This window comes from Agromyces agglutinans (assembly GCF_009647605.1).
In the GTDB taxonomy this organism is placed as follows: domain Bacteria; phylum Actinomycetota; class Actinomycetes; order Actinomycetales; family Microbacteriaceae; genus Agromyces; species Agromyces agglutinans.
The window spans coordinates 21,862-34,642 of record NZ_WJIF01000004.1; the positions used below are offsets into that span (position 1 = coordinate 21,862).

12 protein-coding genes are annotated in these 12,781 nt (G+C 72.9%); 6 read left to right on the forward strand and 6 right to left on the reverse strand.

Annotation, left to right across the window (positions count from 1 at the left end):
* Positions 1–2 precede the first annotated feature (2 nt).
* The gene (locus GE115_RS08710; RefSeq protein WP_153684420.1) at positions 3–1,043 is read left to right on the forward strand and encodes a glycoside hydrolase family protein; all 1,041 of its coding nucleotides are present in this window, start codon (positions 3–5) and stop codon (positions 1,041–1,043) included.
* 1 nt (position 1,044) lies between these two features.
* On the opposite strand, the gene GE115_RS08715 is transcribed toward GE115_RS08710, so the two are convergent.
* Together GE115_RS08715 and GE115_RS08720 are read right to left on the reverse strand one after the other, a co-directional pair.
* Positions 1,045–1,893 (reverse strand): NAD-dependent epimerase/dehydratase family protein, encoded by an 849-nt coding sequence (locus tag GE115_RS08715; RefSeq protein WP_153684421.1) that lies wholly within the window; start codon positions 1,891–1,893, stop codon positions 1,045–1,047.
* Positions 1,894–1,960: 67 nt separating this feature from the next.
* Entirely contained in the window at positions 1,961–3,526 is a 1,566-nt protein-coding gene (locus GE115_RS08720) for a glycosyltransferase family 39 protein (protein ID WP_153684422.1), read from the reverse strand.
* A gap of 38 nt (positions 3,527–3,564) precedes the next feature.
* Between GE115_RS08720 and GE115_RS08725 the strand changes: the two genes are divergently transcribed.
* On the forward strand, positions 3,565–4,077 hold the full coding sequence (locus GE115_RS08725) for a metallophosphoesterase family protein (RefSeq protein ID WP_312855037.1): 513 nt from the start codon (positions 3,565–3,567) through the stop codon (positions 4,075–4,077).
* Between the two features lie 11 nt (positions 4,078–4,088).
* On the opposite strand, the gene GE115_RS08730 is transcribed toward GE115_RS08725, so the two are convergent.
* Genes GE115_RS08730 through GE115_RS08740 form a run of 3 tightly spaced genes read right to left on the reverse strand, consistent with a single transcriptional unit; the run spans position 4,089 to position 6,138 of the window.
* Positions 4,089–4,706, reverse strand: coding sequence for a hypothetical protein (locus GE115_RS08730; RefSeq protein WP_153684424.1), 618 nt, complete (start codon positions 4,704–4,706; stop codon positions 4,089–4,091).
* Positions 4,703–4,957, reverse strand: a complete 255-nt coding sequence (locus tag GE115_RS08735) for a hypothetical protein (protein ID WP_153684425.1) — start codon at positions 4,955–4,957, stop codon at positions 4,703–4,705. Before GE115_RS08735 ends, GE115_RS08730 begins: the two co-directional genes overlap by 4 nt.
* A 32-nt stretch (positions 4,958–4,989) precedes the next feature.
* On the reverse strand, positions 4,990–6,138 hold the full coding sequence (locus GE115_RS08740; RefSeq protein ID WP_153684426.1) for an NAD(P)H-dependent flavin oxidoreductase: 1,149 nt from the start codon (positions 6,136–6,138) through the stop codon (positions 4,990–4,992).
* 170 nt (positions 6,139–6,308) lie between these two features.
* Between GE115_RS08740 and GE115_RS08745 the strand changes: the two genes are divergently transcribed.
* On the forward strand, positions 6,309–8,954 hold the full coding sequence (locus GE115_RS08745) for a beta-xylosidase family glycoside hydrolase (protein WP_216648802.1): 2,646 nt from the start codon (positions 6,309–6,311) through the stop codon (positions 8,952–8,954).
* A gap of 123 nt (positions 8,955–9,077) precedes the next feature.
* Positions 9,078–9,848 (forward strand): DeoR/GlpR family DNA-binding transcription regulator, encoded by a 771-nt coding sequence (locus GE115_RS08750; RefSeq protein ID WP_172979790.1) that lies wholly within the window; start codon positions 9,078–9,080, stop codon positions 9,846–9,848.
* Between the two features lie 37 nt (positions 9,849–9,885).
* Here GE115_RS08750 and GE115_RS08755 read toward each other — a convergent pair whose 3' ends face one another.
* Complete coding sequence (locus GE115_RS08755) at positions 9,886–10,704, reverse strand: NAD-dependent epimerase/dehydratase family protein (RefSeq protein WP_153684428.1); 819 nt, start codon at positions 10,702–10,704, stop codon at positions 9,886–9,888.
* A gap of 142 nt (positions 10,705–10,846) precedes the next feature.
* Here GE115_RS08755 and GE115_RS08760 point away from each other — a divergent pair, with 142 nt between their 5' ends.
* Complete coding sequence (locus GE115_RS08760) at positions 10,847–12,073, forward strand: enolase C-terminal domain-like protein (RefSeq protein WP_153684429.1); 1,227 nt, start codon at positions 10,847–10,849, stop codon at positions 12,071–12,073.
* A 67-nt stretch (positions 12,074–12,140) separates the two neighbouring features.
* Positions 12,141–12,773 (forward strand): bifunctional 4-hydroxy-2-oxoglutarate aldolase/2-dehydro-3-deoxy-phosphogluconate aldolase, encoded by a 633-nt coding sequence (locus GE115_RS08765; protein ID WP_216648803.1) that lies wholly within the window; start codon positions 12,141–12,143, stop codon positions 12,771–12,773.
* Positions 12,774–12,781 lie beyond the last annotated feature (8 nt).

Consider the following 12,781-nt stretch of genomic DNA (forward strand, 5'->3'; position numbering starts at 1 on the left):
ACATGACCGACCTCATCACCGCACAGCCGACCTACCCGGCCGACCGCGTCGCCACGCCCGTCCGCGATGGCCGGCTCGTCATCCGCCCCTCGTTCGTCGAGGGGGCGTTCGACAGCCACGCGGTCGACTGCCCGTTCGTCTTCTCGGTCGGCGGGCGGCAGGGCATGACGTACGTCGGCTGGGACGGCACGGGCTACCAGACCGCGCTGGCCTGGAACGACGGCGGCACGTGGACGCCGGGCGAGGTGGTCTTCTCGCGCGATGCCGGCGATCCGCTGCGGCGGTACAACGCCGCGCTCACCTCGATCGTGCGCGACAACGACCTCGGGTCGCCCGGCGAGCTTCGCCGGATCGACGGATGGTACTACGGCACGTTCCACGCCTACCCGGGCGCCGGGTACGAGACCGGGCCGGCATCCGTCGGGTTCGCTCGCAGCCGCGACCTGCGCACGTGGGAGCGGATCGGCGGCGTGCTCTCGCCGACCGATGCGGACGCCGGTGAGTGGGAGCGCGGAGGCCTCTACAAGTCGTGGCTGATGGAGCACGACGGCCTGTTCTACGTCTTCTACAACGCGAAGGACGTCGACGACTACGGGTCGGTGGTCGTGCCGCCGCCGTGGATCGAGCAGACGGGGCTCGCGGTCTCGCGCGACCTCGTCACGTGGGAGCGGTACTCGGGCAACCCGGTGCTGGGCGCCGGAGCGCCGGGCGCGTTCGACGAGCGCTTCGCCTCCGACCCGTGCGTGCTGCGCGACGGCGACACCTGGGTGATGTTCTACTTCGGCCTCGCGGCCGACGGCCACGCGCGCGAGGGGTTCGCGACGAGCACCGACCTGCGGCACTGGACCAAGTCCGATGCGGTGCTGCTCGACGTCGGGCCTGCCGGGTCGATCGACTCGCTGCACACCCACAAGCCGGCCGTGATCACGTGGGAGGGGCGGCTCGAGCACTACTACACCGCCGTGTCGTTGCGCGAGCCGGTCGCCATCGGGGCGTACGAGCAGCACGAGCTGCGCGGCATCGCACGCGCGACCGGCGACTGAGCTACCAGCTGCCGCCGAGCGGATGGTCGTCGTCGGTGAAGGAACCTCCGACCGGCCCGGCGGCCCGCGGCACCTCGGGTGCGACCCCATCGCGCTCGGTCGTGTGCGCGATGGCGTCGTCCTGCGGCTCGAACCCGATCGCGCGGCCGGCTGACAGGTCGAAACTGCCGGCACCGCTGGCGGACACGCCCCACACGATGTGGTGCCTCCCGTCGTCGAGGGCGATCGCGGCTTCGAACAACCGGGCGGCGTCGGCGGGCGAGAGCCATTGCACGAGGCCACGGCCCCGCCCGGGTTCGGCGCCGAAGGCGCAGATGCGCGCCGACACGACGCTCATGCCGAACCGATCGGCGTACACGCTGCCGAGCGCCTCGAGGGTCGCCTTGCTCACGCCGTAGTACGTGTCGGGGCGCGGCACGAGCACGCGGGTCGTCGCGGCATCCGTCGCATCGGCGAATCCGATGGCGTGGATGCTGCTCGCGAGCAGCACCCGGCGCGCGCCGCCGAGGCGAGCCGCCTCGAGCACCTTCTGCGTTCCGTCGATGTTCACGCGGACGAGGTCGACCCACGGGCGCTCGGACGCGAGGGCCGCGAGGTGCACGACCGCGTCGGCGCCGTCGAGCGCCGAGCGGATGGCGTCCTCGTCCTCGATGGACGCGCGGTGCAGCTCGACGCGGGCGGGGTCCGACCACTCGCCCCACGGCCCGTCATCGACGCGGTCGGGGAGGTCGGTGTCGACGAGCTGAAGCGTGCGGCCCGGGCGCTCGAGCAGCGGCACCACGAGTCGGCCGATGCGACCGGACGCGCCGGTGATCGCCACCACCTGTGGCGCGTCGTCGGGATGGGGCATCCGTGGTCTCCCTTCGCTACGGCGGCTCCGCCGGGTTTCAGCGTACGGTCCGACCGACGCGCGACCCTCAGCTCAGGTGCGCGAGCCGCGGCCAGAGGTCGTCCCACCCCGCCGTGAGCCCGGTGCACCGGATGACGGGAAGGCCCTGCTCCTCGTTGTCGACGTCCGCGCCGTGGTCGAGCCGCGCCTCGGTGCGGCACGACTCGAACTCGCTCGCGAGTCGCGGTGAGATCTCGCCGACGAACACGACGTCGACCGCCGAGTCGGGCGGTTGCGACTGGAACCAGAGTGCGTTGTGGCCGCTGAACACGGTCTCCGGGTCGATGCCGAACTCCGGTCCGTACCGGTCGAGCGCGCCGGCCTCGCCGTAGTTCGACGCGACGATGATCGGCGGGCGCGAGGCATCCGACCCGTTCACCACGCCGGCGATCTGCTCGACGTACGCCGGCCAGCCGATCGTGTCGCCGGTGGCGGGGTTCGCGCCCGCCCACGGCGTCGCATCCACGAGCGCGACCGGCAGCAGCGGCAGGGCGATGAGCGCCGCGACGACGGCATTCAGCGCGACCGCGGTCCAGACGAGCACGCGGCGGACCCGCGTGCGCATCCATTCGGCCGCCGGCACCGCGCCGAGCGCGAACAGGATCTCGACGATGCCGAGCGGGTAGAAGGGCTGCGCGCCGCCGGCGATCGTCGCGACGACGACGAACGCGAACGCGATCGCGAACAGCCGGATGTCGCGCCACGGCGGCCGGCGGAAGAGGGCGACGAGACCGGTGATCCAGATCGGCGCGAGCAGCGGGCCCACGTGCAGGAAGAGGAACGGCACCGTCAGGATGCGTCCCTCGCCGTCGGTGTCCTCCGCGAGCGCGGCGCCCATGCGAAGCTGCGGGAGTTCGTTCGCCACCTGGTACGCCAGGTTCGGCAGCGCCAGCACGATCGCGAGACCGACCCCGGCCCACAGCCACGGTGAGCGGAGCGCCCGCCACGGACCGAGCGCGAGGAGGCCGATGCCGATGCCGACGACGAGCATCACCACGAGCCACTTGTTGTACGTGGCGAGTCCGGTGACGAGTCCCGCCGCGAGCCACCAGCGGCCGTCGCCGCGCAGCAGCGCCCGCATCGTGAACAGGGCGACGAGCGGCCAGACGACCAGGTCGATCGATGCCGTGAGGAAGACGTGCCCGAACACCATCGGGCTCGCCGCGGATGCCCCGCCCCACGCCGCGAGCGACTGTGCGAGCCGGCCGCCGCCGGCCTCGCGGGCGATGAGGGCGAGCACCAGCACCGTCGCGCCGGCGGCGAGGATCGCGGGGATGCGCAGCGCCCACGGCTCGTCGACGAGCGAGGTGATCGTGCGGGCGATGAGCGGCGTGAGGGGCGGCTGGTCGACGTATCCCCACGCCGGTTCGAGCATGCGGAAGTAGAGCTCGTCGCGATGGAACCCGTAGCCGTTGCTCGTCGCCGCGAGGAGCACCCCGAGTGCGGCCATCGCGGCGAGCACGGGTCCACGGGCGAAGGGCGCGAAGCGGGCGGGCGGTGCGAGCGGTGCGGGCGGCGGGGCGGCCGCGGCCGGCCCACCGGGACTCAGCGAGCCGGACAGAGCGGATCGGTCGGTCGTGACGGCGTCCGACATGCGGCTCACCCTACTGGCACCTGCGCGAAGATGGGCGGGTGGCGACGCGACTGCTGCTCATCTCCGACACGCACGTGCCCGCGCGGGCACGCCGACTGCCCGACCAGGTCCGGCGGGCGATCGACGACGCCGACCTCGTCGTGCACGCCGGCGACTGGGTGGATGTCGTCACGCTCGACGCCATCGAGGCCGGCGCCGCGCGGCTCGTCGGCGTCGCCGGCAACAACGACGGACCCGAGCTGCACGCGCGACTCGGCGAGGTCGCCCGCTTCGACCTCGAGGGGCTGCGGTTCGGCGTCGTGCACGAGACGGGCGCGGCGACCGGCCGCGAGACCAGGATGGATGCCGCCCACCCCGACCTCGACGTGCTCGTGTTCGGCCACAGCCACATCCCGTGGGACACCGTCACGCCGCGGGGCATCCGCCTGCTGAACCCCGGTTCGCCGACCGATCGGCGCCGCCAACCCGTCTGCACGATGATGACGGCCGTCGTCGACGACGGCGCGTTGCGCGAGGTCGAACTCGTGCCGGTGGTGCGCGGGGAGCGGTAGCCGGTCCGCGACTACTCCGCCGGAGTGCCGAGGTCGCGCACGAGGTAGGTCCAGGGGAACATCTGGCAGCCGACGACCCAGCCGTCGGACTCCTCGCGGCGCGAGATACCGCGCCCGAACAGGCGCCGGTGCTCCCACTGGGTGTCGGTGCGCACCATGCGATGGCGCAGCATGCCGGCCTCGACGGTGCGCCAGCCGGCTCGCCCGGCGAGGGCGAGTTCGGCCATCTCGTCGAACGCGGTGACCGGGCCGAGCCATCGGTACTCCGCGCCGTCGCCGGCCCCATCGCCCGGTTCGCCGCCGGGGTCGACACCGGGCGAGGCATCCGCTCGCCACGCGTCGCCGAACCGCTGCTGCGCCGCCTGGCGGGTCATGCCGAGCTCCGCGCCGATCGCCGACCAGCTCACGCCGCCCGAGCGCGCCGATTCGACGGCCTGGCGAAGGATGCTCCGGGCCTCGCTCTCGGCGTCGGCGCTCGCCCGGATCAGGGCGAGGTGGCCGTCGCGGTCGAGTTGCGTAGCGGGGTCGCCGGTGGCGGAAGCGTCGAGGGCGTCGACCGAGCCGACCGCGCCGTCGGCCACAGCCGCCTCGAGGATCGCGAGCCGAACGGCATCGCCGATGCCGGTCATCGGTCGTCGCGGCTGGGAAGCCACCAGCCGCGGTCGTCGCGACCGCCGTCGGCGGAGCGGCGCAGCCAGCCGGCGCGCGCCGTCATCGACACGACGCCGATGACGGTGAACGTCAACCCGGCGCCCTGCAGCATGCCGCCGCCGAACCCGTCGATGAAGGCTCCGGTGAGCATCGAGGCGATGCCGAACAGGGTCAGGCAGACGGCCGCCGTCCAAGCGGCGGTGCGGAGACGTTTCACGGCGGGAGACATACGTCAACCGTAGGTTGACGTGTCAACCGCTGTCAAGAGAACCTTGACGCCTCCGGCAGGCCCGCCGAGAGCTCTGCGAACACGTCGGCCGCGTCATCGTGGACCGCGAGGCGAGCCGACTGGCCGAGCCACAGCGACTGCAGGTCGCCGATGCCGCGGCGGCCGGCCTCGGCGCGGAAGCGCCCCGTGAGCCAGTTCTGGATCGGGAACGGCGCGATGTCTCCGCGCGCCTCGATCTCGCGCACCGCACGGTTGCGGGCGCCGCGCGACAGGCGCCCGCTCATCGCGCGCGTCAGCACGGTCTCGTGGGCGGAGGTCCGGGCGATCGCCCGCCGGTGCGCCGCGTTCGCGGCCGACTGCCGCGTGCGCAGGAACGCGGTGCCGACCTGCACGCCGCTCGCGCCGAGCGCGAACGCCGCCGCGACCCCGCGACGGTCGGCGATGCCGCCCGCGGCGACGACCGGCACGTCGACCGCGTCGACGACCTGCGGGATCAGCGCCATCGATCCGACGAGCGACTCCTCGGCCGGGCGCAGGAACGACACGCGATGGCCGGCGGCCTCGAGTCCGGTCGCGACGATCGCGTCGACGCCGGATGCCTCGAGCGCGACGGCCTCGTCGACCGTCGTGGCCGTACCGATGAGCCGGATGCCACGCCCGCGGGCCTCATCGACCATCGCCGGCGTCGGCACCCCGAACACGACGCTGACCGCCGCAGGCCGCACGTCGAGCACCGCCTGCCACTGCTCGCCGATCGGCGGGAGGTACCGCTCGGGCGGCGTCGGCACGGGCACGCCGAGCTCGTCGAAGAACGGCCGGAGCGCGCCGGCGGCGCGATCGAACGACGCGTCGGCCGAGGCATCCGTGCCGTTGATGGCGGATGTCTCGCGCGCCGCGCCCGTCTGGTGCGCCGCGACGGTCTCGCCGGTCTCGTCGGGCTCCTTGTTCTCGCCGGGAATCGGCAGCCAGACGTTCAGCGCGAACGGACGATCGGTCGCGGTCCGCAGCGCGTCACCGGTCTCGGCGATGCGGGCGGCGTCGTATCCGTAGAGGCCGTAGGAGCCGAGTCCGCCGAGCTCGCTGACGGTCGCCGTCAGCTCGATCGACGACAGGCCGCCGAAGGGGCCGAGCACGATGGGGCGGTCGATGCCGAGCAGGTCGGCGAACGCGGAAGCCGTCATGGTCCGAGCGTAGGCCGGGGCGCCGGTCGGCGGCCGATCGTGACCAAACGGCAGCGCGGTCGCCCGATCGAGTGATCACCCGAAACCCGGCCGTGATCACCGCCGACCTCGCCGGCTCGGTGATCGATAGCATCGCGCTCGATCCACGATGACGTGACGGGAGTGACTCGATGACGAGAACACGGGGCGGCCGCTCGGCCGTCTGGGGAACGATGGCGGTGATCGCCACCGCGGCGCTGCTGGGTACCGGGCTCGCGCCCGCGTCCGCGGAGGAGGAGCCGCCGCCGCTCGTGCAGCTGCCGGGCAGCGACGCCTTCGACGGCACGGCGCTCGACGCCGCCAAGTGGCAGCGCGTGCGCGCCGACGACTCGGCGCTGAAGGTCGCCGACGGCGCGCTCACGATCACCGCGCAGGCCGGCGACCTCTACGGCGGCACCAACACGGCGAAGAACCTGGTGCTGCAGGATGCCCCGGGCTGGGGTCGCTGGGAGGCCTCGACGACGATCGACTTCGCGCCGTCGGCATGCTGCCAGCAGGCGGGACTCATCCTCTACACCGACGACTCGAACTACGCCTCGCTCGCCTTCTCGGGCCGCGCGAACGGGCTCGGGCGGCTGTTCTTCCTCCGCGAGGTGGGCGGCACGTCGTCGGTGCCCTCGCCGGTCGACCGGCCGATCGCGCAGTGGCCGACGCACTACTCGCTGAAGCTCGTGAGCGACGGCGAGCAGGTCACGGCGCACTACTCGACCGACGACATCACCTGGACGCAGGTCGGCACGCCCGTCGCCGCGGGCCAGTTCCTGAAGGTCGGCCTGGTCTCGATGGCCGGCACGAACGGTGCTCCCGCGATCCCCGCGCGGTTCGAGCACTTCACCCTCCTGCACGACGGCACCCCGCCGCCGGCACCGCCGCAGCCCGAGGCATCCGTCGCCCCGATCGACTGGACCGACCTCGGCGACGCACCGCTCGCGGGCGTCGACGCCGTGCCCGCAGATGTGCTGCGCAACTCGAACGAGTACGCGCTGACGACCTGGTGGAAGAACAAGTTCGGCTCGCAGGCATCCGGGTACCTGACCTTCGGCGGCACGGGCGAGCACCAGATCCGGCCGGTCGCCGCGGAGGCGACCGCGCTCGCGACGGCGCTCGTCACCGGCACGTACGACGCGGCCGTGACCGGCGTCTCCGAGGAGGAGGCGCGCGCGAAGACGGTTCGCCTCGTCGGTTCGCTCGCCAAGGCGCACTACTCGAACGCGCGCGGCGGCTGGGGCGGCAGCACCTCGTGGCAGGGCGCGCTCTGGGCGGCGCTGGCCGGCCAGGCCGCCTGGCTGCTGTGGGACGACCTCGGCGAGGAGGACCAGCGGCTCGTCGGCATCATGGTCGAGACCGAGGCAGACCGGTTCATCGACTACAAGGTCCCCTACTGGACCGCGGCGGACGGCACCGTGCTCTCGCCGGGCGACACGAAGGCCGAGGAGAACTCCTGGAACTCGATGCTGCTGCAGGTCGCGACCGCGATGTTCCCCGACCACCCGCGACACGACGCGTGGATGACGAAGAACGTGGAGCTGCTGCTCTCGGCGCACGCCAAGCCGAGCGACGTGCAGGACGCGACGCCCGTCAACGGTCGGCCGCTCAACGAGTGGGTCGCGGGCTGGAACGTCGAGGAGGACGGGCGCGCGTACAACCACGACCTGCTCCACCCCGACTACATGGCGACCATGGTGCAGCAGCTGTACGCGGGCACGACCTCGACCCTCGCGGGCCGGCCGACGCCCGTCGCGGCACTGCACAACATGGAGCTGCTGTACGGCAACTTCGTCGACCACGACTACGCGTCGCCGCCCTACGTCGCGCCCGGCGGCACCATCTACCGCGAGGGCGAGGGCTCGGTCTACTACCCCGAGGGCACCGACTGGGGCAAGTCCCGTCGCCTGCAGTTCGTCGCAGTCGACGCCATCTCGGCGGCCTTCGCCGTCGACCAGCAGGCCAGTCGCGACGGCCGCTACTGGCTCGACCTGCACGGCGCCGACGCGCTCGCCATGCAGGCGCGCTCGACCGACGGTCGCACCTACCTCGCGTCCGACGACGACACGTACAACGGTCGCGAGGAGTGGGTCGCGATGCACGCCGCCTGGTCGGTGCTGTCGCTCTGGGCGGTCCAGAACGGCGAGTTCTGGGTGTCGGATGCCCCGGCCGACGAGCTCGACGAGGTCATCCCGCCCGATGGCGCCACGGCCGCACCGGGTCGCGGCACGCTCTCGGACACGAGCGGCTGGGCGTACGGCCTGCACGACGGCACGTACGACGTGGTCATGAACCTCTGGCACGGCACGCCGGGCAGCGTGTTCCGGCTCTACGAGAACGGGCAGCTCGTCGTGACGAAGGAGCTCGGCGACGTGACCGGGACCTCGCAGGAGACGTCGGTGAGCTTCACCGGCAAGCCGAACGGCACCTACGAGTACACGGCCGAGCTCGTGAACACGAAGGGCACCACCGCGACGACGTCGACGACGGTGAAGGTCGTGCACGCGGCCCCCGGCATGCCGGTCGTGTCGACCGACAACTGGGACGGGGACGGCGACTTCACCGCGACGGCCAACCTGTGGTGGGGCACGAACGCGACGTCGTACCGGTTCGAGCTCGACGGCGAGGTGATCGGCTCGGGTGAGCTGGCGGCCGCGACGCCGGGTGCGCAGCGGGCGACGGTCACGGTGACGGATGTCCCGCCGGGCGAGCACTCGCTCGTCGCCGTACTCGTCAACGCGAACGGCGAGACCGCCTCCAAGGTGGTGCCCGTGCGCGTGCGGGTGCGCTGAATGCGAATGGATGCCCCGGGCTCGCGCCCGGGGCATCCGTCGTCACCCGGCGTCGCCGCCGGTGCCTTCGACGGTCGTCCGCTCGACGTGGAAGAGTTGGAGGCGGCGAGGGAGCGGTGGCAGGTGGACAAGGCGGAGCGACAGCAGCGGATCGTCGCGATCGTGCAACAGCGCGGTGAAGCGCGTCTCGCCGACCTCGAGGCCGATGCCGGGGCATCCGCCGTCACGCTGCGGCGCGACCTGCGCGAGCTCGCCGCCCGTGGACGCATCTCGTACGTGCGCGGCGTCGCCCGCGCTCGCACCCGGCACACGCTCGAGCCGAGCTTCCACGAGAAGTCGCTCGTGGCGATGACGGAGAAGGCGCTGATCGGCCGGGCGGCCGCCGAGCTCGTGATGGACGGCGACGCCGTCATCATCGGCCCCGGCACCACGACGCTCGAGTTCGCGACGCAGCTCGTCGGCCGGCACATCCAGGTGTGGACGAACTCCATCCTCGTCGCCGACGCGCTCGCCGACGCCGCGACCGTCGACGTGCACCTGGCGGGCGGCGAGGTGCGCGGGGCCACCCGGTCGCTCGTGGGATCGCGCGCGGAACGGTTCTTCAACGGCCTGCGGGCGCCGCTCGCCTTCCTCTCGGGCAACGGGTTCACCGTCGAGCGCGGGCTCACGACGCCGAACGCGCGCGTCGCCGAGATCGACCGGGCGATGGCCGCCGCGGCGGCCGAGGTCGTCGCCCTCGTCGACCACACGAAGATCGGCGCCGAGTCGCTCATCACCACGGTGTCGACGTCGCACGTGTCACGGCTCATCACCGACGACGCGGCGAGCAGCGTGCTCGTCGAGCAGGCGAGACGCGCTGGGGTGCAGGTCGAGGTGGTCTCGGGGGTGGGGTAGATGAGCCCATCGTCTCGGTTCCCGTGCTCGGCTCAGCTCACCAGGTGCCGCCGACGGGATGCCGGTCGTCGGTGAACGCGCCGCCGAGCGGTGCGCCGCAGCCGTCGGGCTCGGGCGGCGTGACGCCGTCGCGGGCGAGCGACGCGGTGAGCGCGTCGTCCTGCGGGCGATAGCCGATCGCGTACCCGGCTTCGAGCGAGAACCAGCCGGGGTGGTTCGCCGAGACGCCCCAGACGAGGTGGTGCCTGCCGTCGTCGAGCGCGATCGCCGCCTCGACGAGTCGCGCCATGTCACCGGGGGAGAGCCACTGCGCGATCGCGCGGCCGTCGCCCGGCGCCTCCTGGAACGTGCAGATGCGGGCGCTCACGACGGAGATGCCGAAGCGGTCGGCGTAGAGGCTGCCGAGCGCCTCCATGGCGGCCTTGCTGACCCCGTAGTAGGTGTCGGGGCGGGGCCGCAGCGGTTGGGCATCGGCGGCGTCGGCGACCGGGCTGCACCCGACCGCGTGGATCGAGCTGGCCAGCAGCACCCGCCGAACGCCGGCGGTGCGCGCCGCCTCGAGGACGGTGTGGGTCCCGTCGATGTTGACTCGGAGCAGGTCGGCCCACGGGCGCTCGGACGACAGGCCCGCGAGGTGCACGAGGGACGTGGCGCCGTCGAGGATCCGGGCCATCGCCGGCCCGTCCTGGATGGAGACGTCGTGCCACGAGACGTCGTCGCCGGCGGTGGAGGGGTCGGGCACGGTGTCGACCAGCCGCAGTCGGCGGCCCGGGCGGCGGAGGAGGGGAGTGACGGCGCGGCCGATCCGCCCGGCCGCCCCGGTGACGACCACGGTCTCTTCGATTGACAACGTCATGTCCTCTTCCCTAGTCTTGTGAATCCATTCACAGATGGTAGCGGGTCGACGTATCCGATCACGCGAATCGCTGTGCAGAAGCCCTCTGCGTGGCGGGTCGAGCGCCGCCGACCCGCCGCGCGGAGCTTGCAGGAACAGGTCGATGAGTCGAATCCGCACGGTCGAGGTGGTCCCGATGGCATTCCCCGACCCGCCGCTGCTCAACAGCTGGGGCGTGCACGAACCGCTGGCGTTGCGCACGCTCACGATCCTCACACTGGATGACGGCACCGTCGGCTACGGCGAGACGAGCGGGGAGCAGCCGTTGCTCGGCCGCCTGCAGGCCGCCGCCGCTCGGGTCGTCGGTCGTCGCGTCGACGACCCGCGCTCGATCGAGGAGGCGGTGCACGACGGCCTCGGGCCAGACGTGAGCCCGGTCGAGCGGCGCAAGACGTACGCGCCGTTCGAGGTGGCCGCCCTCGACGCCCTCGGCCGGCTCGAGGGCGTGCCGGTGAGCGACCTGCTCGGGGGCCGGGTGCGCGATCGGATCGACTTCGCGGGATACCTCTTCTTCAAGTGGGCCGGGCATCCCGGCGGCGTGCCCGATGGGTGGGGCGCCGCCGAGGACGCCGAGGCCCTCGCGAGGCTCGCCGGTCGGCTGGTCGACGCGTACGGGTTCCGGTCGCTCAAGCTCAAGGCGGGTGTGTACCCTCCCGACCGGGAGGTTGCGGCGATGCACGCGCTCGCGAAGGCGCAGCCGGGCGTGCCGCTGCGGATCGACCCGAACGGCGCGTGGCGCGTCGACACGGCGATCGAGGTCGCGAGCCGGCTCGAGGGGGTCGCCGAGTACCTCGAGGATCCGACGCTCGGGCTCGACGGCATGGCCGCGGTTCGCGCGGCGACCCGGCTCCCGCTGGCGACGAACATGGCGGTCGTCTCGCCCGAGACCCTCGGCCCGGCGGTCGAGGCCGGAGCGGTCGACATCGTGCTCGCCGACCACCACTACTGGGGCGGCCTCGCGGCGACTCGATCGCTCGGCCGCGAGTGCGCCGAGTACGGCCTGGGCCTCTCGATGCACTCGAACTCGCACCTGGGCGTCACCCTCGCCGCGATGGTGCATGCCGCCGCGGCGACCCCCGAGCTCGACCACGCCTGCGACACCCACTATCCGTGGAACGCCGACTCCGACATCGTCGTCCCGGGTTCGATCGCGATCGTCGACGGCGCGGTCGCGGTCCCCGAGGGCCCCGGCCTCGGCGTCGACGTCCGCCGCGACGTGGTCGACCGCCTCCACCGCGCGTACCTCGAATCCGGACGCACGGTCCGCGACGACACGGCGTACGCCCGCACGGTCGACCCCGGCTACGACCCGACGCTCCCGAGGTTCTGATGGAGGCGACGTTCCGCCGCATCCCCTGGGATGACGAGGGCGAAGCCGATACCGCGCGAGGCATCCGGTGAGGGCATCGGCGACGCGCCGCGAACGGATCGTCGCGGTGCTGCGCGCGCCCGATGCGACGCGGTTCGCGGCCGTCGCCGGCATCCTCGCCGACGCGGGGATCACGAGGCTGGAGTTCACGTTGACGACCGCCGGTGCGCTCGACGCGATCGAGGCAGCCAAGCGCACGCTTCCGCACGTCGAGGTGGGCTGCGGAACCGCACGCACCGCCGACGACATCACGCGCGCGAAGGGGGCCGGTGCGGACTTCGTCGTGAGCCAGTACTTCGATCCCGTGCTGACCGCGGCGGCGCGCGCGGCCGGCATCCCCTACGTGCCGGGTGCGCTGACCCCCGGCGAGATCGTCCGCGCCGCGAGCGAGGCCGAGCTCGTCAAGGTCTCGCCGATCGGCCCGGTCGGCGGGACCGGCTACCTGCGCGAACTCGTGGGGCCGCTGCCCGACGTCCCGCTCTTCCCGACCGGCGGCGTGCGACCCGCCGAGCTCGGCGCCTACTTCGACGCGGGCGCCGCGTTCGTCGGCGTCAGTGGGCTCCTGCTCCACGATGCGCTGCTCGGCGGCGACCTCGCCGACCTCGGCGCCCGCACCCGGGCGTCGCTCGCCGCCGTCGACGCCGGCGACCCCGCCACCTGACCGGAAGG

Coding starts and splice junctions, on each gene's coding strand:
- GE115_RS08740 (WP_153684426.1), bottom strand. CDS start 6,138: ATGACGGCTTCCGCGTTCGCCGACCTGCTCGGCATCGACCGCCCCATC.
- GE115_RS08745 (WP_216648802.1), top strand. CDS start 6,309: ATGACGAGAACACGGGGCGGCCGCTCGGCCGTCTGGGGAACGATGGCG.
- GE115_RS08715 (WP_153684421.1), bottom strand. CDS start 1,893: ATGCCCCATCCCGACGACGCGCCACAGGTGGTGGCGATCACCGGCGCG.
- GE115_RS08760 (WP_153684429.1), top strand. CDS start 10,847: ATGAGTCGAATCCGCACGGTCGAGGTGGTCCCGATGGCATTCCCCGAC.
- GE115_RS08735 (WP_153684425.1), bottom strand. CDS start 4,957: ATGTCTCCCGCCGTGAAACGTCTCCGCACCGCCGCTTGGACGGCGGCC.
- GE115_RS08755 (WP_153684428.1), bottom strand. CDS start 10,704: ATGACGTTGTCAATCGAAGAGACCGTGGTCGTCACCGGGGCGGCCGGG.
- GE115_RS08720 (WP_153684422.1), bottom strand. CDS start 3,526: ATGTCGGACGCCGTCACGACCGACCGATCCGCTCTGTCCGGCTCGCTG.
- GE115_RS08710 (WP_153684420.1), top strand. CDS start 3: ATGACCGACCTCATCACCGCACAGCCGACCTACCCGGCCGACCGCGTC.
- GE115_RS08730 (WP_153684424.1), bottom strand. CDS start 4,706: ATGACCGGCATCGGCGATGCCGTTCGGCTCGCGATCCTCGAGGCGGCT.